20 protein-coding genes and 1 CRISPR repeat array are annotated in these 25,829 nt (G+C 38.2%); of the genes, 17 read left to right on the forward strand and 3 right to left on the reverse strand.

The window, feature by feature from the left end; genetic code table 11:
• Window positions 1-186: 186 nt before the first annotated feature.
• The 3 genes from SO785_RS01105 to SO785_RS01115 form a co-directional block, all read right to left on the reverse strand.
• On the reverse strand, window positions 187-1,344 hold the full coding sequence (locus SO785_RS01105; protein WP_107789235.1) for an RNA-guided endonuclease InsQ/TnpB family protein: 1,158 nt from the start codon (window positions 1,342-1,344) through the stop codon (window positions 187-189).
• Between the two features lie 270 nt (window positions 1,345-1,614).
• Window positions 1,615-2,592: an SLAP domain-containing protein gene (locus SO785_RS01110; RefSeq protein ID WP_015613398.1), complete on the reverse strand. Its 978-nt coding sequence runs from the start codon at window positions 2,590-2,592 to the stop codon at window positions 1,615-1,617.
• A 104-nt stretch (window positions 2,593-2,696) separates the two neighbouring features.
• The gene (locus SO785_RS01115; RefSeq protein WP_003548390.1) at window positions 2,697-4,214 is read right to left on the reverse strand and encodes a M1 family metallopeptidase; all 1,518 of its coding nucleotides are present in this window, start codon (window positions 4,212-4,214) and stop codon (window positions 2,697-2,699) included.
• Window positions 4,215-4,356: 142 nt separating this feature from the next.
• Between SO785_RS01115 and SO785_RS01120 the strand changes: the two genes are divergently transcribed.
• From SO785_RS01120 to polA, 17 genes are all read left to right on the forward strand, one after another.
• A complete protein-coding gene (locus SO785_RS01120; RefSeq protein ID WP_003548389.1) occupies window positions 4,357-5,334 on the forward strand; it encodes a class III bacteriocin in 978 nt (325 codons plus the stop codon).
• A 126-nt stretch (window positions 5,335-5,460) separates the two neighbouring features.
• The gene (locus SO785_RS01125) at window positions 5,461-5,769 is read left to right on the forward strand and encodes a type II toxin-antitoxin system RelB/DinJ family antitoxin (RefSeq protein WP_011254498.1); all 309 of its coding nucleotides are present in this window, start codon (window positions 5,461-5,463) and stop codon (window positions 5,767-5,769) included.
• A 17-nt stretch (window positions 5,770-5,786) separates the two neighbouring features.
• Window positions 5,787-6,668 carry an SPFH domain-containing protein gene (locus SO785_RS01130; protein ID WP_003548384.1) on the forward strand — a complete coding sequence of 294 codons (882 nt, stop codon included), beginning with the start codon at window positions 5,787-5,789 and terminating at the stop codon, window positions 6,666-6,668.
• A gap of 155 nt (window positions 6,669-6,823) precedes the next feature.
• Window positions 6,824-7,489 carry a flavodoxin family protein gene (locus SO785_RS01135; protein WP_021721377.1) on the forward strand — a complete coding sequence of 222 codons (666 nt, stop codon included), beginning with the start codon at window positions 6,824-6,826 and terminating at the stop codon, window positions 7,487-7,489.
• A 186-nt stretch (window positions 7,490-7,675) separates the two neighbouring features.
• The gene (locus tag SO785_RS01140) at window positions 7,676-9,337 is read left to right on the forward strand and encodes a formate--tetrahydrofolate ligase (RefSeq protein ID WP_003548380.1); all 1,662 of its coding nucleotides are present in this window, start codon (window positions 7,676-7,678) and stop codon (window positions 9,335-9,337) included.
• A gap of 17 nt (window positions 9,338-9,354) precedes the next feature.
• Entirely contained in the window at window positions 9,355-9,840 is a 486-nt protein-coding gene (purE, locus tag SO785_RS01145) for a 5-(carboxyamino)imidazole ribonucleotide mutase (protein ID WP_003548377.1), read from the forward strand.
• The gene (gene purK / locus SO785_RS01150; protein ID WP_003548375.1) at window positions 9,833-10,981 is read left to right on the forward strand and encodes a 5-(carboxyamino)imidazole ribonucleotide synthase; all 1,149 of its coding nucleotides are present in this window, start codon (window positions 9,833-9,835) and stop codon (window positions 10,979-10,981) included. The genes purE and purK overlap by 8 nt, the downstream gene beginning before the upstream one ends.
• A gap of 204 nt (window positions 10,982-11,185) precedes the next feature.
• Window positions 11,186-11,902: a phosphoribosylaminoimidazolesuccinocarboxamide synthase gene (gene purC, locus SO785_RS01155; protein ID WP_003548371.1), complete on the forward strand. Its 717-nt coding sequence runs from the start codon at window positions 11,186-11,188 to the stop codon at window positions 11,900-11,902.
• Window positions 11,903-12,157: a phosphoribosylformylglycinamidine synthase subunit PurS gene (purS, locus tag SO785_RS01160; protein WP_003548369.1), complete on the forward strand. Its 255-nt coding sequence runs from the start codon at window positions 11,903-11,905 to the stop codon at window positions 12,155-12,157.
• Window positions 12,154-12,825: a phosphoribosylformylglycinamidine synthase subunit PurQ gene (gene purQ / locus SO785_RS01165; protein WP_003548368.1), complete on the forward strand. Its 672-nt coding sequence runs from the start codon at window positions 12,154-12,156 to the stop codon at window positions 12,823-12,825. Before purS ends, purQ begins: the two co-directional genes overlap by 4 nt.
• Entirely contained in the window at window positions 12,822-15,050 is a 2,229-nt protein-coding gene (gene purL / locus SO785_RS01170) for a phosphoribosylformylglycinamidine synthase subunit PurL (protein ID WP_003548366.1), read from the forward strand. The genes purQ and purL overlap by 4 nt, the downstream gene beginning before the upstream one ends.
• The gene (purF, locus tag SO785_RS01175; RefSeq protein ID WP_003548364.1) at window positions 15,026-16,474 is read left to right on the forward strand and encodes an amidophosphoribosyltransferase; all 1,449 of its coding nucleotides are present in this window, start codon (window positions 15,026-15,028) and stop codon (window positions 16,472-16,474) included. Before purL ends, purF begins: the two co-directional genes overlap by 25 nt.
• 2 nt (window positions 16,475-16,476) lie before the next feature.
• Window positions 16,477-17,514, forward strand: coding sequence for a phosphoribosylformylglycinamidine cyclo-ligase (purM, locus tag SO785_RS01180; protein WP_011254495.1), 1,038 nt, complete (start codon window positions 16,477-16,479; stop codon window positions 17,512-17,514).
• 9 nt (window positions 17,515-17,523) lie between these two features.
• Complete coding sequence (purN, locus tag SO785_RS01185) at window positions 17,524-18,126, forward strand: phosphoribosylglycinamide formyltransferase (protein ID WP_003548358.1); 603 nt, start codon at window positions 17,524-17,526, stop codon at window positions 18,124-18,126.
• A complete protein-coding gene (gene purH / locus SO785_RS01190; protein WP_003548356.1) occupies window positions 18,123-19,664 on the forward strand; it encodes a bifunctional phosphoribosylaminoimidazolecarboxamide formyltransferase/IMP cyclohydrolase in 1,542 nt (513 codons plus the stop codon). Before purN ends, purH begins: the two co-directional genes overlap by 4 nt.
• Window positions 19,665-19,676: 12 nt before the next feature.
• Window positions 19,677-20,948 (forward strand): phosphoribosylamine--glycine ligase, encoded by a 1,272-nt coding sequence (gene purD, locus SO785_RS01195; RefSeq protein ID WP_003548355.1) that lies wholly within the window; start codon window positions 19,677-19,679, stop codon window positions 20,946-20,948.
• A gap of 213 nt (window positions 20,949-21,161) precedes the next feature.
• A CRISPR array of direct repeats spans window positions 21,162-22,898; the repeat unit is 28 nt; unit sequence ATTTTCTCCACGTATGTGGAGGTGATCC.
• Window positions 22,899-23,163: 265 nt separating this feature from the next.
• Window positions 23,164-25,824 carry a DNA polymerase I gene (gene polA, locus SO785_RS01200; RefSeq protein WP_003548351.1) on the forward strand — a complete coding sequence of 887 codons (2,661 nt, stop codon included), beginning with the start codon at window positions 23,164-23,166 and terminating at the stop codon, window positions 25,822-25,824.
• Window positions 25,825-25,829 lie beyond the last annotated feature (5 nt).

Raw genomic sequence — 25,829 nt, forward strand, 5'->3', positions numbered from 1 at the left:
CTATATAAAACATGGAAATATGTAGAAGAAGACGAATTTTCTACATATCAGAAAGATATATTTTTCCTTTCTTTGTTTCATTTACTGTCGTCTTCACTAGTATTCTGATATTCCACTTGGGAGTAGTCACATTGACCAGCTCTTACAGCTTAAGGGCTTAGCCAGCCCCGTTGTCTTTATTTCTTTTTATCTTGCTAAAGCTAAAAGATTTAAAACCGCATTTTTATCTCGATCGTTCTTGTAGCCACACTCATAACAGATATATTCATTATGCTTAGTGCCATGCTTTTTATTGCCTTGCAAAGTGATCTTTTCCTCGCCTTTTTTGACATAACCGCACGCAGCACATCTTTGAGTTGATGGGTATGTTTTATCAGCTAAGATCAATTCTTTGCCATACCAATTACACTTATAAGTTAATATCTGCCTAAATCTACTGAAAAGAGATCTCTGCATTCCTTTGGAAGCTACATGGGTCATCATCATTTGCTTTACTGCCAAGTCTTCAATTACTATTTGGTCGTAATTATCTACAAGCTTAGTAGTGAACTGCTGTAAAAGATCATTTTGGATATTAGCTACCTTGCGATAATCTCTTTGCAATTTGGTTCTCACTGCAAAGTAATTATTTGATTTTGTAGCTAACTTACCGTTAACTTCTCTTTTACGTGCCAGCATTCTTTGATAATGCTTAATGCGCTTATAAAGCTTTTGCAATTTAGCAGGCAAAACATTAATTTTGCCATCTGTGTAATTAAAGTGACCGACATTGACATCAACTGCTGTCTTTTGATAAGTTTTAGCCTTACTTGAAATCTCTTCTTCATAAGGCAAAGCCGCATAATAAGCTCCTTTTTCTTTGAAGATACTTATTACTTTGACTTCATTCATCTTTAGAGCTTCATAGCTTTTTAAATCAAACCAATCTGCTTTTGAAATGCTTCTTGGACGATCAAGGCGAAGCTTGCCATTAACAATCTTAGCCCTATCAGTTTTAAAGCCTTGTCTGGGAGCTTTCTTTGATTTAAAACTAGGTATTCCCCAATCAGATTGTGACTTATCAAAGAAGTTCTTCCATGCATTAGCCAAGTCTTTAACAGCTAATTGCAAGCATCGAGCTGACAAATCATATTGCCAGTCAGCTTTATTTGCGACTAGTTCATCACGGACTCTGCGTTCGTTAGGACTGGGATTATCTTTTTTGTTTAGTGTATGAGCTTCATACATTAATTGCCAAGTTTCTAAGCCTTTATTCCAGCAGTATCGCCGATAGTCACATAAAGCATCAAGATGCTTTTGCATGGTCTTATTAACTTTTAGCTTTACTACTTGTGTTTTAATCATTGCTTCACCTCCCAGAATGCAAACATAAGTTTATCTAAGAAGACGAAGCAAAACAAGTAAATATTGAATCAAAGCTTATTTTCCATGTTTAACTTTCTAAATAAGCTTAATCTTTTGTTTTCATCTATAAATTTCTACATATTTCTATATTTTTATTAACTGTTAACCAGCTCCTACATTGAAAAAAGCGACCTAGAAAGATGCTTTGAGGAAATCCTCACGATTCTAGGTCGCCATTTATTATCGATTATTTAATTTTAGCATATTGTGTTAATTTGCTAAATGATTTGCTAAGTTGAAGTTACCTTGAAATTCATCGGTAGTACTCTCCTGATCCATACCATATTCGGAATAGTCGCCCCAATAGATATATTGAGCATTGTTACCTTTAGTACCAGCAATTCTAAAGTAAAGGGCAGCACTATCGCCTTGTCCAGTAACTTTTGTTGCATCAACCTTAACCTTTTTACCAACTTTTAAGGCCTTGTTAGTTGTTTTTAATTTATTATCCAAAACGTGAATCTTATTCAAAATAGTGGCAGTAGTTGTACCAGAGGCTTGATATACAGTATTACCATTGATGTAGCCAACATTTGAAGCTCTAATATAAGCATCCTTACCTAATGAATAATACAATTTGCCATTAATAGTTGTTGTATTTAAGCTTCTTTTTTTAGAACCATTAAGATTTGAAAAATAGTAAAACATATCATTTTTGGTTGTCACATGTGTTTTATCAGGTGTCTTAAGTAACATATATTTTGGAATTAATGTAAGCCCGTTAAAGGTAGTACGATGTCCATTTTTATCATAGATACGTGAATTAGCACTTAAGACTAAGACATTTTGTCCATCCATTGAACTAACATTTATTGATTTAATATAACGTTTTTTACCAATATTGATATAAGAAGCGGTTGCGTAGTGATAATTCTTATTGGTACTATCAGTTATCTTTTTACCTTGGATCAGTACTGGACTGCCATAATATTTAAAAGTTTGACCAGCTTTAACTGTTGAGGCTTCGGTCATCTTTTTACCATTAATAGTCTTGGTAGTTGTAGAAGCGTTACCTTTGCTGTTGAAAACTTGAATAGTGTTGTTAAAAGTCTTTTTTAATTTGATTTTATCTTTTAGTGTTTGATTAACGGCTTGAACTGGATGGATTGGTTGATTAATCAGTGCAACTACTGGAGAAGCGCTGATTAAAAGTGTCGCTGCAATAGCTACTAATTTTTTATTCTTCATAATATTCTCCTTATAATGAAACCTACAAGTTGATTTTAACACTTTCATAAGTGCTAAAATTAAAATAAAAATCTCCGAAAACAAAAGCTCCGGAGATTTAATATTTATTTGTTCAAATAATCAGGATCGATAAATTGATTAATCACATAGTTTACTTTCTTTGAGTTGTCATACTTACGAATGATATTCAAAAAATCCTGTGTAGTAGCTTGTTTTAAGTAGTAGGTTTCATAGTAATCATGCAAAGCATTAAAGAATTTCTTTTTACCCATAGCGATCATTAAGATTGCTGGGAAAGAACTACCGGCTTCATAAGCCATCTCGTCAGTATCGATTCCTTTTGGTGGATTGTTGAGAGGACGGTTAACGTAGATACCTTTTTGACGATGATCGGTTAAAAAGGTATTAGCTAAGTTAGCCAGAACTTGATTTGCCTTTTTCACTGTTTTACGATTATAAAGTTTGTTGTGCATAAGTTTAGCAGTATAGGCTTTACTCTTAGTATAAGTTAAATCATAAACACTGTTTTCAAGGAAATTAGTAAGTCCTTCATCAAGCCATGGCTCGGTGTATTCGTCATTGCCAACAGTAGCGTAGAACCATTGGTGACCAATTTCATGGGAAACATCTTCGGTTAATTCATTGTATCTGTTGATTGGGTGTTTCTTTTGTACAAAGCCACTCGCATCGATCATAATTAAACTAGGATATTCCATTCCACCGGTATCTTTACCAAGTAAGCCTTCAGTCATATCGATTTCTTTATAAGGATATTTACCAATTTTCTTGGTGAAAATATTGAAACTATCTTTAGCAGTCAATAAGGCAAGTTTGTTATATTGCTTACTATTTTTACCGGCAAAATAATAATTATTAATTCTTATACCATCTGCATAAGTATGAGAAACCTTGAATTTATTAGAAGCAACGATAGCAAAATCTCTCATATTTTCCGCAACGATTGTAGTCTTGCCATTTTTGGTGCTATTTTGTCCTGAAGCAGCAACCTTGTAACTCTTTGGTGCATAAAAGCTAACATGAAAATTGCTGACAGTGGTATTACGGTTTTCACCACCGTCATAATATGGATGGTAATTCCATTTTCCGTTGCGATAATCGCTTAGGTAAGGAAAACAGAAGGATAAGTTATAAACTTTACCGCCATTAATATTTTGGTAGCCAAAACGATCTTGTCTTTTGGGAACGCTGGTGACTACATTAACAGTTAAGTCGGTAGATTCACCTGCATTTAAGCTTTTATCAACGAATAGGTTGCTCTTATCTTTGCCAGTGGTATAGGAAAGATTTTCTCCAGCTGAGGAAATACTTTTAACTGTAGTTTTTGCATTTTTGGCAATTTTAAAATGCTGATGGTCATACTTTAAAACACCATTAGCAATATTTCTGATCAGTAAGTTCTTAACTGGTTCATTGCCGTTATTAACGACATGCATGGTAACTTTTTCGGTTAGTTGATTTTTGCGAGTATTTAGTTTTACAGTCATATTGTAGTTGGTTGCTTTGACTGCGGGATCGGCAGCGGCCTGAGCCTTTGAATTAAAACTAAATAATGCTGCAATTGTTATTGCACTTGATAATAAAAGTGTTGTTCTTTTTTTCATACGTTTTACCTCCAAGAAAAGTTATTCTTATTATTTGAAATTATGTCTGAAAAGTCAATTCAATTATGAGGGGGTTGTATAGTTATGGGCTATAATTTATAAGTAGATAGAAATTTATGATTAAAGAAAGAAGATTAATAATATGGTCGGAAGTATTACACCTAAATTGGTTTATCGCTTGAATGGGATGCACCATGTAGTAGCACAAGTTGGTGCAGTAAATGGTGATCATGTTTTTGCTTTGCAACTGCTTCACAGCGCGCATGATGTATTAGTTTATAGAAAGCATAAGGGACTGACCAAGGATATTAATTATACTAATCCTCACTTAGTAATGACCGGCTTTGGTCATACACAAACCTGGGTTCCAGCAAATGATAACGATGAATATTTCGTTGGTGCTAAACCTAATTCTGGTAACTGGACTACACAAATTGCACGTGTAAAATATCCAAGATTACTGTCAGAAAATTATACTTCAAATACGCAATTGCCACGTTTGTCACATTTAAACCGTGTAACTGACGTTCCTTATGATGGTCACAATCATTTGCACAGAGTTGAAGCTTCAGTTTCACCAAACGGTAAATATTTTATGATTGCTTCAATCTGGAATAATGGTTCTGGTCACTTTGGTTTGTTTGATCTAGATGAAGTAAATCAAAAATTAGATGAGAATGGTACAACTAATACACCAATTACTGACCTTCACTGCTTAAGTGCATTTCATATTGATAACTTTGATAATCCAAGTGTTGCTCCTGATGAAGAAGAACCAACAATGATTGATTCAGTCCAGGGTTATGCTATTGATAATGACAAGAATATTTATATATCTAATCAATTATCACCAAAGATTAACCATGAAACTGGTGAAGTAACCACTTGGGCACGTAAGATTGTTAAGTTCCCATGGGGCGAGACTGATAGCAATAATTGGCAAGTAGCAATGATTGATGGTATTGATTTACCTGATCGCTACAGCGAAGTAGAAAGTATTCATGTTAATGCTCCCGACGATATTTATTTAACAGTTGCTTACCACCAAAAGATTGTTAAGGGCGATGAATATGCTTTAAGAACATTGGAAAACCAAATCTTTCATATTGATAATTTATAAAATTAGAATTAATAATTTGAAAAGAAGTAAAAAATCAATTTTACTTCTTTTTCTTTTTGCAAAAATATATGCAATTAATATGCAAACGATATATAATATTAAGTAGACGAAGAAAGGATGACGATTATGGCAGAAAAAACAACGGGACTTTATGTCAGAATGAATCCAGAAAAGAAGGAAAAGGCGGAAGCTATTTTGAAAAAGCTGGGTTTGAATTCGGCTACGGCAATTAACATGTTTTATGATCAAATTATTTTGCATAATGGTATTCCTTTTAGAGTTGAGATTCCAAATGCATGGGATAATTTGGATCAAATGAATAAGTATGAATACACCAGGTTGCTTGACGAACGTCTTAATACGCTTAGTGGAAGGGAAGATTTGTTAGGAGAAATTGCCAAGCAACTTGATGATGACAAAAAGAAAGATGAATAATTTTTTGAGGTAAGACTATGATGATAAGAATTATACTTGGAGTAATTATTGTTCTAGCTATCGTTTATATTTGTTGTGGTTTTAGAATTGTACCGCAAAATAATGAAGGTTTGGTTGAAACTTTAGGTAAATATTCTAAGACGGTTAAGGCAGGTTTTATCTTTATTTGGCCACTTTTCCAAAGACTTCGTAAAGTTCCTTTGGCACTTCAGCCCCTTGAGATTTCTAAATATTCAATTATTACTAAAGATAACGCTGAAATCACTACTAGTTTGACTTTGAACTACTTGGTTACTGATTCTTACCGTTATTTCTACAACAACACAGATTCAGTTGAATCAATGGTGCAGCTAATCAGAGGACATTTACGTGACATTATTGGTCGAATGGATCTGAACTCAGCTCTTGGTTCAACTAAGGAAATTAATGATCAATTATTTGTAGCGACTGGCGATTTAACTGACATTTACGGTATTAAAGTGGTTCGTGTTAATGTCGATGAACTTTTACCTAGTCCTGAAATTCAAAGAGCCATGGATAAACAATTGACGGCTGATCGTGAAAAGACCGCCGCAATTGCCAAGGCAGAAGGTGAAGCACGCACGATTGAAATGACTACTAAAGCTAAGAATGACGCTTTGGTAGCTACAGCCAAGGCCAATGCTGAAGCAGTGAAGACCCAAGCTGATGCGGATGCCTACCGTGTGAAAAAGATGGAAGAAGCTTTGTCCAATGCTGGTGAAGGGTACTTCAGAAATCAAAGTTTAGACAGCTTCAATCAATTAGCTCAAGGTCCTAACAACTTAGTTGTTGTAGGTAAAGATGAAATGACTGATCTAGGTAAGGTTCCAGCTTTGAAAAAGGTGTGGGATGAAAGTGGTCAAAATGAAGATGAATAGTTGAGTAAAGAATAGATCAATTCTCAAGTCGAGAATTGATCTATTTTAGTTATGCATTAATTGTATACCAGCATTTATATTAAGTAATTTTCTGTTCTTTTCGTACGCCTTATACTGATAACAACAAGTTGAGGATAAGAGGGAAAATGAAAATTATGTTAGGTCGTGTTTATTCAGATTTAGGTCCCGTTGTAGGACAAATTAATGGTGAAGATATTCATGCTAACCAACTAGAAAGACGTGGTTACGACTGGGAGAACGGTTATGGTACTCCATCGGATGGGAAAGATACCAACCGTGATGGTCAACCAGTTAGAAAATTAACTAAAGATGCCAAAAGTATCATTATCTTTTGGTCACGTTCTGGTTCAACTAAGTTATTAGCAAGTAAAATCGCGCGTGAAACCGGTGCTGATATTTTAGAAATCACTTTAAAGACGCTTTATCCAGCAAACTATCGTAAAACGCTAAGTCGTGCTAACCGGGAGAGAATTCAAGATGCTCCACCAGAGCTTGCGATGCAGTTACCCGATTTGAGCCAATATGACACAATTTACTTAGGTTATCAAACTTGGGCAATGACTTTAAGCCAGCCAATGAAGGCATTTTTACTTCAATATGGTGGCGAATTTTCTAATAAAAAGATTGCCCCATTTCTTTCTGAAGGTGGCTACGGCACAGGTGATAGTATCGAATTGATCCGTGAAATTATTGCTCAAAATGGTGGCAAAAATAATACTTATACTTCTGCATTGGTAGTTGATGGCAATCGTGTTGATGAAAGTGATGCGGAAGTTAAAAGATGGTTGAAAAATATTTAAATTGATTAAGTGAATAGATATAGTGAAAGTCCCATTGGGGCTTTTTTGTTATGCTTTAATAAATATAGTTCGTAAAATATACCTTTACAAATACTTATCTAGTGATGTATTGTATTGATATAAAATTATATAAGAACAATATTGCAATAATATAGTAATATTGTGCGGAATACGAAAGGAACAACCATGCCAACTGACATTGAAATTGCTGATGCAGCTAAAATGCAACCTATAACTGAAATCGCCCAAAAGTTAGGCTTGTCTAGTGACGATATTGAACAATATGGTCACTATAAGGCCAAGATCAATTTGCCTGTTAAAGAAGTTGAGGGCAAAAAGCACAAATTGATTTTGGTGACTGGAATTAATCCAACTTCTGCAGGCGAAGGAAAATCTACTGTTTTAGTTGGTTTGGGGGATGCATTAAATCAATTAGGCCATCAAACTACGATTGCCATGCGTGAGCCATCAATGGGTCCTGTCTTCGGGATTAAAGGTGGTGCAACAGGTGGTGGTTACAGCCAAGTTGTACCAATGGAAGATATTAACTTGCACTTCACCGGTGATATGCATGCTTTAACTTCTGCTAACAACACCTTAGCTGCATTGATTGATAATTACATCATGCGTGATAATGTTCTAGGACTAGATCCACGTAGAATTATTTGGAAGAGAGTCGAAGACGTAAACGATCGTGTTTTAAGAAATGTTGTCACTGGTCTCGGTGGCATCATGCAAGGTGTTCCTAGAGAAACTGGTTTTGATATTACTGCTGCTTCAGAAATGATGGCTATTCTCTGCTTGTCTGAAAGTCTTCATAATTTGAAGAAGAGAATTGGTCGCATCGTAGTTGGTTATACATATGAAAAGAAGCCTGTTACCGTTGATCAATTAGGTTTCACTGGCGCAATTACGCTTTTACTTAAAGATGCCATTAAGCCAAATTTGGTTCAAACTTTGGATCATACTCCAGCTATTATTCATGGTGGACCTTTTGCCAATATTGCTCACGGCTGTAACTCTGTTTTAGCTACCCAAATTGCCTTGAAGACTTCCGATTACACAGTTACTGAATGTGGTTTTGGTGCGGACCTTGGTGCTGAAAAGTTTTTGGATATCAAGCGTCCGGTTTTAGGTGAAACACCAAATGCAGTTGTAATAGTCGCTACTGCTCGTGCTCTTAAGCTTAATGGTGGAGCTGACAAGGATGAATTAACTAAAGAAGATATTCCAGCTCTAGAAAAAGGCATGGCTAACTTACGCAGACACGTTGAAAACATGCAAAAATACAATTTGCCAATTGTGGTCGCAATTAACCACTTCAATAGCGACACTGAGGCTGAAATCAAGACTATTCAAGATGCTTGTGCAGAAATGGGCGTAAAAGCAATTGAAGTTGACGCATGGGCAAAGGGTGGACAAGGTACCCAAGATTTAGCCAAAGAAGTGGTTAAACTTGCTGATGAAGAATTGGAATTCCATGAATTATATAAGAATTCAGATTCTATTGAAGATAAATTAAGTGCTATTGCTACCAAGATTTATGGTGCTAAACGAGTAGTTTTATCTAAGAAGGCTAAGAGACAAATTAAGACTTTCAATGAACAAGGCTGGAATGATTTGCCTGTATGTATTGCTAAGACGCAGTATTCATTTACAGATGATCAAACTAAATTAGGCGCTCCAACTGATTTTGACTTCCATATCCGTGATCTTGTTCCTAAGCTTGGTGCAGGATTTATCGTTGCTTTATCAGGTACCATGATGACCATGCCAGGTTTGGCTAAACACCCAGCTGCAGAAAACATGGACATTGATGATAATGGTCAAATTGCAGGATTATTTTAATTTTAAGAGGAAAGAATATGTCTGAAGTAAGCGTAATTATGGGTAGTAAATCAGATTGGCCAACAATGAAGCATGCTTGCCAAATCTTGGATCAGTTCAATGTTAGTTATGACAAACACGTCATTTCAGCACATAGAATGCCAAAAGAAATGTATGAATTTGCCCAATCTGCCGAAAAAAATGGTACTAAGGTAATCATCGCTGGTGCCGGCATGGCAGCTCATTTGCCTGGTATGACGGCTGCTAATACCGTGATTCCTGTGATCGGCGTTCCCGGTCAAACTAAGGCATTAGGCGGAATGGATTCTCTTTTGTCTATTGTGCAAATGCCAACGGGCATCCCTGTAGCCACAACTGCTATCGGCAGTGCAGGTGCAAGCAATGCTGCCTTGCTTGCGTTAGAAATTCTCGGAATAGGTAACGAAAAAATAAGACAGCAACTAAAAAACTATCGACAAAAAATGCATGACGAAGCAAAAGAAAGCGGTGTAGAACTTGACTGATCCAGATTTTATTGAACAAGGTAAAACCATCGGCATTATTGGTGGTGGTCAATTAGGGCAAATGATGGCCTTATCCGCTAAATATGGCGGTATGAAGGTGATTACGCTAGATCCTACTCCTAATTGTCCTTGCGGTCAGGTGGCTGACAAGCAGATTGTGGCCGAATATTCAGATGTTAAAGCGATTGAAGAATTAGCCAAAGAAAGTGATGTTTTAACATATGAATTTGAAAATGTAGATCTTAATGCGCTGAAAGACGTTGCCGACAAGGTGAAAGTACCACAAGGTACCAACTTGCTATATATTACTAAGCACAGATTGCGGGAAAAGAACTTCTTGCGTAGTGCCGGCTGTATGACTGCACCATACCTCCCTGTTAAAAACATGGCTGACCTAAAAGCAGCGATTAAAAAGATTGGCTATAACTGTGTCCTTAAAACCTGTGAAGGTGGTTATGATGGCCACGGCCAAGAAGTCTTAAAGAGCGATGCTGACCTTGAAAATAATGAGCATATCAAGGAAATTCTAGCTACAGGAGACTGCATCCTTGAAGGTTGGGTACCGTTTAAAGTTGAAGCTTCTGTGATGGTTGCGAGAAATGCCAAGGGCGAAGTACCGGTTTTTCCAGTCAGCGAGAACTATAATGCCGAAGAAATTTTGCACATCAGTATTGTGCCTGCGCGTGTTTCAAAAAAAATCTATGACAAAGCTCAAGCTATTGCTAGGCGAATAGCAGAGGCAATTCATTTACGTGGAATTTTGGGTGTAGAACTGTTTATTTTAGACAATGGTGATATTTATGTTAATGAATTAGCACCACGTCCGCATAATTCGGGTCACTACTCGATTGAAGCATGCAATTTTGACCAGTTTGATGTTCATGATCGTGCTATCTGCAATTGGCCGCTGCCTAAAATTAAGCTTTTATCTAAAGTGGTCATGATCAATGTTTTGGGTCAACATGTGGCTGGTGTGAGAAAGATAATTCCTCAAAAGAGTAACTGGCATTTTCATGATTATGGCAAGGCCGAAGTTCGTCATAATCGAAAGATGGGACATGTCACGATTCTTACTGATGACATTGAAAAAACACTGCAAGAAATTAATGATACCCATATCTGGGAAACTAAAGTAAATTGATATGCTTTGAAAAAGAGAGCTATAAAGCTCTCTTTTTTTGTTCAATTCTTACAAAACACGAACGATTATTTATACTATCATTTTTAATATTCAATAAATCATTGACATTACAGACACTTATTGATAATATTGTTAGCATAAAAGTGAACGAATAATTATTCGCTTGCCAGAAATGTTCGTGTTTTTTACCAAGGAGAAAGAAAAATGGCAAAGTTGTTGTATACCGGTAAAGTTAAAGAAATGTGGTCTACAGATGACCCAGAAGTTTTACGCGTGGTTTATACCGACCAAGCAACTGCCGGTAACGGTGAGAAGAAGGATGACTTTAAGAACAAAGCCTATTTAAACAACGAGATTTCAACCTTAATTTTTGAATATTTAGCCAAAAACGGGATTCCAACTCATTTCATCAAGAAGATTTCAGACACAGAAGAATTAGTTAAAAAGTGTGAAATGTTCCCACTTGAAGTTGTTACTAGAAATATAGCAGCTGGTCACTTTTCAAGTCGCTATGGGATGGGCGAAGGTGAAAAATTCGATACGCCAGTTGAAGAATTGTTCTACAAGAGCGATGAACTTGATGACCCAATCATGAATGAATCTGATGCGATCGCATTGCATATCGCCACTGCAGAAGAACAAAAGAAAATCTGGGAATTATCACGTCAAGTTAACAAGCTTTTGATTCCACTTTTTGATAAAGCAGGAATGGAATTAGTTGACTTCAAACTTGAATTTGGTAAAGATGCAGATGGAAATATCATCCTCGCAGACGAGTTTTCACCAGATAACTGCCGCCTTTGGGATAAAAAGACTAAGGAGCACATGGATAAAGATGTCTACCGCAGAGACATCGGTGACTTAACCACCGTTTATGAACAAGACTTAGCCCGCATTCAAGAAGCACTTAAGGAGATCTAAATGACTACTATTCGTATCTACGTAACCTACAAGCCTTCAGTTTTTGATCCACAAGGAGCCGCAATCACCAATTCAGTTAATTCCCTTGGTCATGACGAAGTTAAGAAAATAGTTGTTGGTAAGTTCTTCGATGTAACCGTAGACGAAGATGATTTGGATAAAGTTAAGGCTGATGTAAAAGATATCGCTGAATCATTACTAGTCAACTTCAATATGGAAACTTACAAGATTAAAGTTTTGGAGGAAAATGCATGAAAATTGCAGTAGTTGTTTTTCCAGGCTCTAATTGCGACATCGATATGTACGAAGCCTTTCACACTGTTTGCAAGGATGATGTCGAATATGTTTCTTACAAAGAAAAGAGCTTGGATGGCTTCGATGTAGTTGTTTTGCCCGGTGGTTTTTCCTACGGTGACTACTTAAGAACCGGTGCCATTGCTCGTTTTTCAAATATTATTCCAGCCGTTGAAAATATGGCAAAGGAAGGAAAGCTGGTCTTAGGTGTCTGCAATGGTTTTCAAATTTTAACAGAAATGGGATTGCTTCCCGGAGCACTTAAGAAAAACGATAGCCTTCAATTCGTTTGCAAAACCGTAACCTTAGAAGTTGAAAATATGCATACGCCATTTACTAATGAATATGCTGATAAAGAGTTTATCCAAATTCCTATTGCTCACGGTGATGGCAGCTATTACGCAGATGAAAATGTGCTAGAAGAACTAGAAGATAATCATCAGGTTGTCTTTAGATATCATGGTGAAAATCCTAACGGTAGTCTTCACGACATAGCTGGTATCTGTAACAAAGAAGGCAATGTATTAGGTATGATGCCTCACCCTGAAAGAGCCGTTGAAGAAATTCTCGGTGGAATAGATGGTTTGCCTTTATTTAAGTCACTTTTGAAAGCAGGAGTTCAAGCATGAAACAAGCGATGACACCAGAAGAAATCAAAGAAAAGAAGCCTTACCTTGATTGGAGCTTATCAGAACATGAATATGACTATATTTGTGATCATTTGCTTCATCGCTTGCCTAACTATACTGAAATCGGTTTGTTCTCCGCAATGTGGAGTGAACACTGTTCTTACAAGAAATCCAAGCCAGTACTAAAGCTTTTCCCAACTAAGGGTAAACGTGTTGTCCAAGGCCCAGGTGAAGGTGCCGGCGTAGTTGATATTGATGATGGACAAGCAGTTGTGTTCAAAGCTGAAAGTCACAACCACCCAACTACAGTTGAACCTTACCAAGGTGCCGCAACTGGTGTTGGCGGTATTTTAAGAGATGTTTTCAGTATGGGAGCTCGTCCAGTCGCAATCCTTGATTCGCTTCACTTTGGTGAATTAAAGGATAATCCAACAATGCGTTACAAGATGGAAGAAACTATCAAGGGCGTGGGCGACTATGGCAACTGCATGGGAATCCCTAACTTAGGTGGTGAAACCACCTTTGATCCTTGCTATAACGGCAACATTTTGCTTAACGCAATGAACGTCGGCATTATGGATATCAAGGATATGGAACATGGGGATGCCACAGGTGTCGGCAATGCAGTAATGTATGTCGGTGCTAAAACTGGTCGTGACGGTATCCACGGTGCAACTTTTGCTTCAGCCGACTTTTCTGAAGAACATGCTACTCAACGTTCAGCGGTTCAAGTTGGTGATCCATTTATGGAAAAGCTTTTGATGGAAGCCTGCCTGGAATTGATTTTGCATCACCGCGAATGGCTCGTCGGTATTCAAGACATGGGTGCAGCTGGAATCGTATCTTCAAGTGCTGAAATGGCCACTGAAGGTAAATCTGGCATGGATCTTAATTTGAACTTGGTTCCTCAACGTGAACCTAATATGTCAGCTTACGAGATTATGCTTAGCGAATCGCAAGAAAGAATGCTTCTTTGCGTGAAGAAGGGTCACGAAGAAGACGTTAAAAAGATTTTTGATGAATATAATCTTGATGCAGTGACTATTGGTCGAATTACTGATGATGGCAGATATGTTCTTCATCATGATGATCAAGTAGTTTGCGACATTCCAGTTGTAACTTTGACTGAAAAGGTTCTTGAAGAAAAAAGCGAAGAGAAAAAGCCACAAAGAATTATTGATGTAGAACAAAGCGAAAACTGGCAACCTGAGATTGAAGATGCAGGTCAAACCTTAAGAGCTCTTTTGAATCAACCAACTATTGCTAATGATCAATTTGTAACACAACAATATGACTCACAGGTTCGCACAGATACTATTGTTGGTCCTGGTTCAGATAGCGGGATTCTGCGTGTTCGCCATACTAAGAAGGCAATCGCCATGACAACTGATACCAATGGTCGTTTTGTCTATCTTGATCCTAAAGTTGGCGGACAAAGAACAGTCCTTGAAAGTGCCACAAACATTGTAGCTAGTGGTGCTTTGCCTTTAGCTATTACCGACTGCCTTAACTATGGTGATCCTAATGATCCAGAAATCTTCTGGGAATTACACCAATCTTGCCAAGGAATTGCCGATGCATGTGAGATCTTAGAAACACCAGTTGTTTCAGGCAATGTTTCTCTTTATAACGAAAACAACGGTAAGGCAATTTATCCATCGCCAATGATCGGTATGGTGGGATTGATCAAAAACTATGATCATGTCATTCCAATGCATATGCAAACAGCAGGCGACAAGATTTATCTCGTTGGTAAAACAGATGATGATTTTGCTGGTTCAGAATTGCAAAAGATGATGACAGGTAAAATTAGCGGCTTGCCACATGCACCAAATTTGCCAGGAATCAAAGACTACCTATATAAATTGCAAAAATTAATGGCAGAAGGACTTGTCCAAAGTGCTCATGATTTAAGCGAAGGTGGCTTAGGCGTATCCTTAGCTGAAAGTGTATTTGATACTGATCTTGGCGTAAACGTAAAACTCGATTTTAATAAAAATCTTTTGTTCAGTGAAACTCCAGGACGCTTGATCGTTTCCGTCGCTCCTGAAAATGCGGCAAAGTTTGAACAAGAAATGGGCGATGCAGTTAGCGAAATTGGTCAAGTTACAGATGACAAGCAATTAAATATTTCTCTTACAAATGATCAAGTAAATGAAGATGTTGCGAAATTGCAAAAGATTTGGAAGGAGTGCATCCCTTGTTTAATGAAATCAAAAGCCTAAATGAGGAATGTGGCATCTTCGGAGTTTTTGGAGCTCCTAATGCTAGTCAATTAACCTATTTAGGCTTGCATAACTTACAGCACCGCGGCCAAGAAGGGGCCGGCATTGTTTCAAGTGATGGCGAGCATTTATACCAACACCGCGATCGTGGGCTTCTATCCGATGCCTTTGCCGATCCTAACGATTTAAAAAAGCTAGTCGGTGACAGTGCTATAGGCCATGTTCGCTACAGTACGACGGGGCGCAATTCGATTCAAAATGTGCAGCCATTTCTTTTTCACTTTCTCGATGGGGATGTGGCTTTAGCTCACAACGGTAATTTAGTTAACGCCGTGTCTTTACGAGACAAGCTGGAAAAACAAGGTGCAATTTTTCAATCTTCATCTGATACCGAAATTTTAATCCACTTGATTCGTAATCATATTAAAGATGGTTTTATTTCGGCATTAAAGCAAGGTTTAAACGAAGTTCATGGCGGTTTTGCCTTCTTGCTTTTACAAAAAGATCGCATGATTGCAGCCCTGGATCCTAACGGAATCAGACCTTTATGCATTGGCCAGCTTGATAATGGCGCATACGTTGTTTCTAGTGAGACTTGCGCGCTAGACATAATTGGTGCCAAATTTGTTCGCGACGTTCAACCGGGTGAATTAATCATCATTGATCGAGATGGGATGAAAATTGATCATTTTACTGAGGATACTCATTTAGCAATCTGTTCAATGGAATACATCTATTTTGCTCGACCTGATTCGATTATTCACGGCGTGACTGTCCACAATGCTAGAAAGAGAATGGGACGACTGCTGGCTCGTGAAGCCCCAGCCGATGTTGATATGGTAATTGGCGTGCCGAATTCATCTTTGTCAGCTGCTTCTGGTTACGCTGAAGAGTTACATTTGCCATACGAAATGGGACTAGTTAAGAATCAATATGTTGCTAGAACCTTCATCCAACCTACGCAAGCCTTGCGTGAAAAGAGCGTGAAGTTGAAGCTTTCGGCTGTACGAGGCGTTGTTGCTGGTAAAAAGATCGCTGTCATTGACGATTCAATTGTAAGAGGGACAACTTCTAAGCAAATTGTCAGAATGCTTAAAGAAGTAGGTGCCAAAGAAGTTCACTTGAGAATTGCTAGTCCACCATTTAAATTTCCTTGTTTTTACGGCATTGACATTTCAACTCGGGCTGAATTAATAGCTGCTCATTATTCAGTAGAAGAAATGCGTAAAATCATCGGTGCTGATAGCCTTGGCTTTTTGAGCGTTGATAGCTTGATTAAAGCAATCAATGTGCCTGATCGTGGAGACTTATCGGGGCTGACAGTTGCTTACTTTAATGGTAAATATCCAACTAAATTGGATGACTACGAAGCTGGATACTTAGCTTCTCTTAATGCTCAAGAACGGCGAAAAAGAAAGGAATAAAGATGAATCGTTATAAAGAAGCAGGCGTTGACGTTACTGCCGGATACGATTTGGTTAATCGAATCAAGCCCTTAGTGGCTGCAACCAAGCGTAAAGGTGTGATGGGCAGCATTGGTAGTTTTGGCGGGATGTTCGATTTAGAAGAATTAGGCTACAAGCATCCCGTTCTCGTCTCAGGTACCGATGGCGTTGGTACTAAGTTGATGATCGCCCAAAAGATGCACAAAAACGACACTGTCGGCATCGACTGCGTGGCCATGTGCGTTAACGATGTGCTAGCTCAAGGCGCAGAACCTTTATTTTTCCTAGATTACATCGCATGCGGACACAACGATCCTGAAAGATTAGCTGATGTTGTTAAAGGTGTAGCCGAAGGCTGCAAGCAAAGCGGGTCTGCCTTGATTGGTGGCGAAACTGCCGAAATGCCAGATATGTATGAGCCACATGAATACGATCTGGCCGGCTTTTCCACAGGGATTGCGGAAAAAGAAGACTTGTTATCAAGTTCTTTAGCTAAAGCAGGTGATCATCTGATTGCCTTGCCATCAAGCGGCGTCCATTCAAATGGTTTTAGTTTAATTAGAAAAATCTTGTTCAAAGATCACGACGTTTCATTAGACGATAAGCCAGCAGAATTATCAGGCAAGACTGTTGGTGAAACACTACTTACGCCAACCAGAATCTATATCAAAGCTGTTTTGCCACTAGTAAAAAAGCATTTGATTCACGGCATTGCCCATATCACTGGCGGCGGCTTCATCGAAAACTTGCCACGTATTTATGACGATAATCTGCAGGCGGTGATTAATAAAGGATCTTGGCCTGGTTTACCGATTTTTGATTATTTGAAAAAAATAGGCGTATTGAGTGATCAAGATTGCTACAACACCTTCAATATGGGCATCGGATTAGTATTAGCCGTTTCATCAGAAAATGTTGATGCAGTCAAAGAACAGCTGAATACCGAAAATGAAGAATTTTATGAAATAGGTAAATTGACGGCTCGTCCAGCAGGCAAAGCCAAGATCGTCATCGAATAGAGGATAAAAATGAGAGTTGCTATTTTAGCCTCTGGGAATGGAACTAACTTTGAAGCGTTAACTAAACAGTTTCAAGTAGGCGAAATTCCTGGAAACGAAGCTTTAATGTTTTGCAATCATCCGAATGCTCAGGTAATTAAAAGAGCCGAAAGATTAGGTGTGCCGCACGAAACTTTTTCCGTTAAAGAATGTGGCGGTAAAGATACTTATGAAGAACGTCTACTAAAAGTTTTGCAGGATTATCAAATTGATTTCATTGTTTTGTCTGGATATCTAAGAATGGTTGGTCCCAAGATTTTAAATGAATATCCAAATTCAATCATCAACTTACATCCCGCATTACTACCTAATTATCCAGGTCTTAATTCAATCGAAAGAGCATTTGATGATTATAAAAAAGGCAAAATAAAAGAAACTGGCGTCACAGTCCACTTTATTGATGTCCATTTGGATCACGGTCCAATCATTGCTCAGCAAGTTGTACCAATCTATCCTGATGATACAGTTGATACGCTTGAAGCAAGAGTTCATGAAACAGAACACAAATTATTCCCAGCTACGTTAAAAAAAGTATTAAGTCAAAGAATGGAAAAGGAAGAAAAACAAAAATGAAACGAGCATTAATCAGCGTTAGTGATAAGACCAACTTGGTAGATTTTGCTAAAGGTTTAGTTCAAAACGGCTATGAAATTATTTCTACCGGTGGTACCAAGAAGACTTTGGACGAAGCTGGTGTTAAGACAATCAGCGTTGAAGAAGTTACTAATTTTCCTGAAATTTTAGATGGTCGTGTAAAGACTTTAAACCCATATATTCATGGCGGACTTCTTGCTAAGAGAGACGATCTTGAACACATGGCAACTTTAGAGAAATTAAACATTAAGCCAATCGATCTAGTTTGCGTCAACCTTTATCCATTTAAGCAAACTATTGAAAAGCCAGACGTTACTACTGAAGAAGCGATCGAAAACATTGATATTGGTGGTCCAAGCCTCTTGCGTGCTGCTTCAAAGAACTATCAAGACGTTACTGTCGTAACCGATAAAAACGACTATGACTTAGTTTTAAAAGAAATTGCTGAAAAAGGTAACACCACTCTTGAAACAAGAGCTAAGCTAGCTGCAAAAGTCTTTAGAGCAACCGCCGCTTATGATGCAGTTATTGCCAACTACTTAACTAAGCAAGTTGGACTTGAAGATCCTGAAAAATTGACTTTGACTTATGATTTGAAAGAAAAAATGCGCTATGGTGAAAACTCACACCAAAAGGCATGGCTTTACGAAGATGCAATTCCAAAGAGCTTCTCAATTTTGCAAGCACATCAATTGCACGGCAAGAAGCTTTCTTACAACAACATTAAGGATGCTGATGAAGCACTTCGTTGTATTCGTGAATTTCAAGATGAGCCAACCGTTGTTGCGATGAAGCATATGAACCCATGTGGTATTGGTCGCGGCGACACGCTCGAAGAAGCATGGGACAGAGCATACGAAGCAGATTCAGTTTCAATCTTTGGCGGCGTTATCGCTTTGAATAGAAAAGTTGATTTAGCCACTGCTAAAAAGATGCACAAGATTTTCTTGGAAATTATCATTGCACCAGGCTTTGATGATGATGCACTCGAAGTTTTGGAAAAGAAAAAGAATATTAGATTGCTTAAACTAGACTTCAGTAAAGAAAATGAACCAACTCGTCCAGAAATTGTTTCAGTCATGGGTGGTATTTTGCAACAAGAACAAGATACTTTGGTTGAAAACACTGACGACTGGAAGGTAGTTACTAATGCGCAGCCAACTGAAGCACAGCTTAAGACAATGATGTTCGCTTTAAAAGCGGTAAAACATACTAAATCTAATGCGATTGTGGTTGCTAACGATGAGAGAACTCTTGGTGTTGGTGCAGGTCAGCCTAACAGAATTGATTCTGCTAAAATTGCGATTAAACATGCTGGGGATGCAATCGATGATCGTGCAGTCCTTTCATCAGATGCTTTCTTCCCATTTAATGATTGTGTAGAATATGCAGCAAAGCATGGCATTAAGGCAATCGTTCAACCTGGTGGTTCTATTCGCGATAAAGATTCAATTGAAATAGCTGACAAGTACGGCGTAGCCATGGTATTTACAGGTTACCGTCACTTTAGACACTAATTGGTGAGAGCTATGAAAGATGATTTAGTTTTATTGGTTGTTGGTTCGGGTGGACGTGAATTTGCTGTGGCAAAAAAGCTGAAGGAGAGTCCGCATGTGAAGACTGTGTATTGTGCACCGGGCAATGTGGGGATGCAGACGATCGGTGTCGAAACCGTGCCGATTGAAGAAACTGATCTTGATGGATTGCTAGATTTTGCTAAAAGCCACAATGTCGATTGGACTTTTGTTGGTCCAGAAAATGTCCTTTGTGCTGGCATTACCGACAAGTTTAACAAAGCCGGGCAAAAGATTTTCGGTCCTAACCAAAGAGCGGCACAACTAGAAGGCTCAAAAGATTATGCTTTACGCTTCATGAGTAAATACGATATTCCAACTGCTCGCTATGAAACCTATACTAGTGCTGAAACCTGTATTGCTGGCTTGAAGGATTTTGAATATCCAGTAGTTATCAAGGAAGATGGCCTAGCTGGCGGCAAGGGCGTGACAATTGCTCAAAACCAAGACGTTGCAGAAGAAACGATCAGGGAAATGTTTGCTGGTGGTCAAATTGCTGTAGTGCTTGAAGAGTGCCTGGTTGGTCCTGAATATTCAATGTTTGTGGTTGTCTCTGAAGACCAATTTACAATTTTGCCAATGGCACAGGACCATAAGCGAGTGGGCGACGGCGACAAGGGCCCAAATACTGGCGGTATGGGATCATATTCTCCTTTGCCACAGCTGAAAAAAGCAGATCGTCAAAGAATGATTGATGAAATTGTGAAGCCAACGATGAATGGCCTGGTTCAAGGAATTTATCATTATTGTGGTGTGCTATACATCGGCTTGATGATGACTGAGAGTGGCCCTAAGGTCATTGAATATAACGTTCGCTTGGGCGATCCAGAAACTCAAGTTGTCTTGCCACGCATTAAAAATGATTTTGCCATGGTAATTGATGCGGCAGTAAATCATGAGAAGCTGCCTGAGATTGAGGAAAATGATAATTGCGTGTTAGGCGTGGTTGTCTGCAGCAAAGGCTATCCAACGCACCCAGCACCTAATGTTAAGATCGGCAAGCTGCCTGAAGGTGCTAATACCTATATCGATTACGCCAATGTTAAAGGTGATTTGGAAAACTTGACGGGTGATGGTGGCCGCTTGTTCATGGTGATTTCGGAAGCTGACAATTTAGTTCAGGCACAAGACAATGTTTATTCTTATTTAAGTAAGCTTGATCTGCTGGATTGCTTCTACCGGCATGATATTGGTAATCGTGCTTTGGGAGATTTTAATATTATATAATGTCTTAACTTAATGACATTGATAAGGCTACCCATATTTTGTTTATTTGTAATCCTGTGAATATAATAGCAATTTAAAATTATTATATGAGCTAGATATATGTAGAAGAATATTTGATATAATTGTGTCGATGATTTGGTTGGGGAAATGCAAACTAAAGAAATTTTGCTTTTTAGTAAATTTAAAATAGCTTAACGATGGGATTCCTTTAGTGTTTTCTCCACGTATGTGGAGGTGATCCTAAGAGAAAACGGTGGTTTCCTCTTATTTTTATGTTTTCTCCACGTATGTGGAGGTGATCCTAAATCCGGACAACGCTTGCCACCTACGTATTAGTTTTCTCCACGTATGTGGAGGTGATCCTCATTGAGACACACATTGCGACGACTAAACTCTGTTTTCTCCACGTATGTGGAGGTGATCCTTTTAATGAAAGGTGCTAGTTTTGTGACACTTTGTTTTCTCCACGTATGTGGAGGTGATCCTGATTTTCCAGATTCGGCTACTATTTCGGCAGAGTTTTCTCCACGTATGTGGAGGTGATCCCTTAGGCTATTCCGCACACAATATGTGGCGTGGGTTTTCTCCACGTATATGGAGGTGATCCTGACTGCAATGCAAGCAAGAGCGGACATAGCAAGTTTTCTCCACGTATGTGGAGGTGATCCCGTCATAAATTAGCTTTCTGCCCTTTTGCGTCCGTTTTCTCCACGTATGTGGAGGTGATCCTGCTGCTACGAGCGCTTTTGGTCACATTAAAGAGTTTTCTCCACGTATGTGGAGGTGATCCTCATTGATGCACCGGTACTTAACTCAAATCAAAGTTTTCTCCACGTATGTGGAGGTGATCCTGACTACGATATTTTCTTTTAATTATATCTTGGGTTTTCTCCACGTATGTGGAGGTGATCCCAATATCATCAGCATTTTTCACACCAGAAAATAATTTTCTCCACGTATGTGGAGGTGATCCCGATTTGCGTGGCAAATGAATGGTTGATCTTGAATTTTCTCCACGTATGTGGAGGTGATCCTATTCTTTTTCACTATCAAAATCAAATATTTCTATTTTCTCCACGTATGTGGAGGTGATCCCACAAAAAAGCCACCTAGAAGATAAAATTCTTCATTTTCTCCACGTATGTGGAGGTGATCCCCTTAACTAGTGCAAATTTAATATTTGGATAGCTATTTTCTCCACGTATGTGGAGGTGATCCTGTTTACAACATCATGGTTAGAGCAAAACTTGTATTTTCTCCACGTATGTGGAGGTGATCCTATATACATAGTTGTTTGTTTCAAAAATTGCCGATTTTCTCCACGTATGTGGAGGTGATCCTATATACATAGTTGTTTGTTTCAAAAATTGCCGATTTTCTCCACGTATGTGGAGGTGATCCCTTTGGCCATCTTCGGTCTTAAACTTAGCTAAAATTTTCTCCACGTATGTGGAGGTGATCCCGGGTAAACAAGTCAGAGTTACTCGCAGCAAATATTTTCTCCACGTATGTGGAGGTGATCCTTAGGCGAAACCCCGAGAGCAATTTCAAGCACGATTTTCTCCACGTATGTGGAGGTGATCCTAAAACGTTGAAGCTTATTGTCCGCTTTAACGTATTTTCTCCACGTATGTGGAGGTGATCCTGGGTACCGAGGGTGGCAATATCTTCCTTATTTATTTTCTCCACGTATGTGGAGGTGATCCTATATACATAGTTGTTTGTTTCAAAAATTGCCGATTTTCTCCACGTATGTGGAGGTGATCCCGGAATGTATGATAAAAATTGGCTATTTGCCTAATTTTCTCCACGTATGTGGAGGTGATCCTATTGATGCAACACCTAGCGCAAGTCAACCTGGATTTTCTCCACGTATGTGGAGGTGATCCCAGGGTGGTTTTAAGTACGAGATTGACTACGATATTTTCTCCACGTATGTGGAGGTGATCCTCGATGGTAACTCTGTAGCTTTTAGAGCCTTTTATTTTTTCTATGAAAGTGGAGGTAACCCTGAAGCACAATATTTTTAAAATAATTGGGCAAGATTTTCTCCAAAAAAGTGGAGCTACATTAACGCAGTGAAGGAAAGATCACAAGAAAAAGTCCCTAATCAGGGCTTTTTTCTTTTCCAAAAACAACATGCTGAAATAGTGTACCGTAAACTGGTAAAATAGATAAGTAAACATAGATCAATTAATAAATAAGGGGGAATAAAATGGCAGATAAAAAATTACTTCTAATAGATGGAAATTCAGTTGCTTTTCGTGCCTTTTATGCTTTGTATCGGCAACTTGATCGCTTTACTAGTCCAGATGGGTTGCACACTAATGCGATTTTTACCTTTAAAAACATGTTGGATGCCATTCTTAAACAAGTAGATCCAACTAATATCTTAGTTGCTTTTGATGCGGGCAAAGTTACTTTCAGAACTGCCATGTATAAAGACTACAAGGGCGGCAGACAGAAGACACCTAGTGAATTGCTTGAACAAATGCCTGTTATTCGTGAAATGTTAACGGATTTAGGGATTACAAGCTATGAACTGAAGAATTATGAAGCCGACGATATTATTGGTACTTTATCAAAAATGGGTGAAGATGCTGGCTACGAAGTTACAGTAGTTACCGGTGACCGTGACTTAACTCAACTTGCTTCAGACAAGACTACAGTTTTGATCACTAAAAATGGTGTGGGTGACACCGAAGCCTACACGCCTGAACACATGAAGGAAGTTAACGGCATAACTCCAACCGAATTCATTGATATGAAGGCTTTGATGGGTGATAACTCCGATAATTATCCTGGTGTTGAAGGCATTGGCCCTAAGACAGCTTCTAATTTGATTCAAAAGTATGGTTCAGTAGAGAATCTTTATGACCACATTGACGATTTGAAGAAGTCTAAGCGTAAAGAACGTTTAATTCGTGATAAGGATAAGGCATTTTTAGCTAAAAAACTTGCCGCTATTGACCGTGAATCACCAGTTACGGTTACTCTTGAAGACACGATTAAAAAAGATCCAAATTATGAAAAATTGCGTGATCTTTATGAAAGATTAGGCTTTAGAAAATTTTTAGCTGAATTGAATCTAGAGACTGCTGGTGAAGATTCTGGTGATACCGAGAATTACGATTACGTTGAGCTGACTGAGGATAATGTTGCTGAATTAGACGACTTGAAAGAAAATGAGATAAGTTTTTATCTTGAAATGCTTGGCGATAATTATCATTTAGCACCATTTGAAGGTTTTAGCTTGAAGGTGGGCGATAAAGTTTATGTCTCAAAAGATATTGCTTTATTACAAGAAAAGCCACTTAAAGATATCCTTGAAAATAGGAAAATTCAAAAGGATGTCTTTGACCTAAAGCGGATGACTGTTGGTTTACATCGACTAGACGTTATTGTTGAAGGACTCAACTATGATATGCTTCTTGCTTCATATTTGGTCAATAATGAAAAGAACTCTAATGACTTAGGTGAAATTGCCCACCTTTATGATGAATATTCAATCAAGACGGACCTTGAAGTATATGGTAAAGGTAAGAAACAAGCAATCCCAGAAGATAAAGAATTCTTCAAGCACTTAGCCGCTAAAGTATGTGTAATTGAAAAACTTAAACCAGAGTTACTTAAACAACTCAAAGAACATGAACAAGATGATTTGTTTGAAACCATTGAGATTCCAACTGCTCGTGTTTTGGCTAAAATGGAAATTAATGGTATCAAGGTGGAAGCAAGTACATTAATTGAATTGCAAAATGAATTTGCCGTTAAATTAAAGGAACTTGAAGACAAAATTTATAAACAAGCTGGCGAAGAATTCAATTTAAATTCTCCTAAGCAATTAGGTCATATTTTATTTGAAAAATTGAATTTACCAGTATTGAAAAAGACAAAGACAGGTTACTCAACTTCCGTTGAAGTCCTTGATCAATTAAAAACACAGAGTCCAATCGTGAGCGAGATTTTGGATTATCGTCAAATTGCCAAAATTCAATCTACTTATGTTAAGGGATTACTTGATGTAATTCAACGAGATGGTCGTGTTCACACCCGTTATCTGCAAACTTTAACAGCTACTGGACGTTTATCTAGTGTTGATCCTAACTTGCAGAATATCCCTACTCGTACAGAAGAGGGTAAGCAAATTAGAAAGGCTTTTGTACCTAGTGAACCTGATGGCTATATCTTTTCTTGCGACTATTCACAAGTTGAACTTCGTGTTTTAGCCCATGTTTCAGGTGATCAAAACATGCAAGAAGCCTTCAAGACTGGCTATGACATTCACGCTCATACCGCAATGAGGATTTTCCATTTGGACTCACCAGATGAAGTAACGCCACTTATGCGTCGTCACGCTAAGGCCGTTAACTTCGGTATCGTTTACGGAATTTCAGATTATGGTTTGTCAAAGAATTTAGGCATTTCTAGAAAGCGTGCCAAAGAATTTATTGATAATTACTTTGAACAATATCCTCAAATCAAGGACTATATGGATAAGGCAGTCCAAGAAGCACGTGAAAAGGGCTATGCCGAAACTATTATGCATAGACGTAGATATTTGCCAGATATCCATGCTAAAAAATTCACTGTCCGTTCATTTGCGGAAAGAACAGCAATTAATTCACCAATTCAAGGGTCTGCGGCCGATATTATTAAGATTGCGATGATTAATATGCAAAAGAAACTTGATGAATTGCATCTTAAAACTAAAATGGTAATTCAGGTTCACGACGAATTAATTTTTGATGTTCCAAAAGATGAACTTGAAACAATTAAGAAGATTGTTCCAGAAATAATGCAATCAGCAGTTAAATTGGATGTTCCTTTAATTGCCGATTCAGGTTGGGGACACAATTGGTATGATGCAAAGTAGGTGAT

Source organism: Lactobacillus acidophilus, assembly GCF_034298135.1.
GTDB classification, from domain to species: domain Bacteria; phylum Bacillota; class Bacilli; order Lactobacillales; family Lactobacillaceae; genus Lactobacillus; species Lactobacillus acidophilus.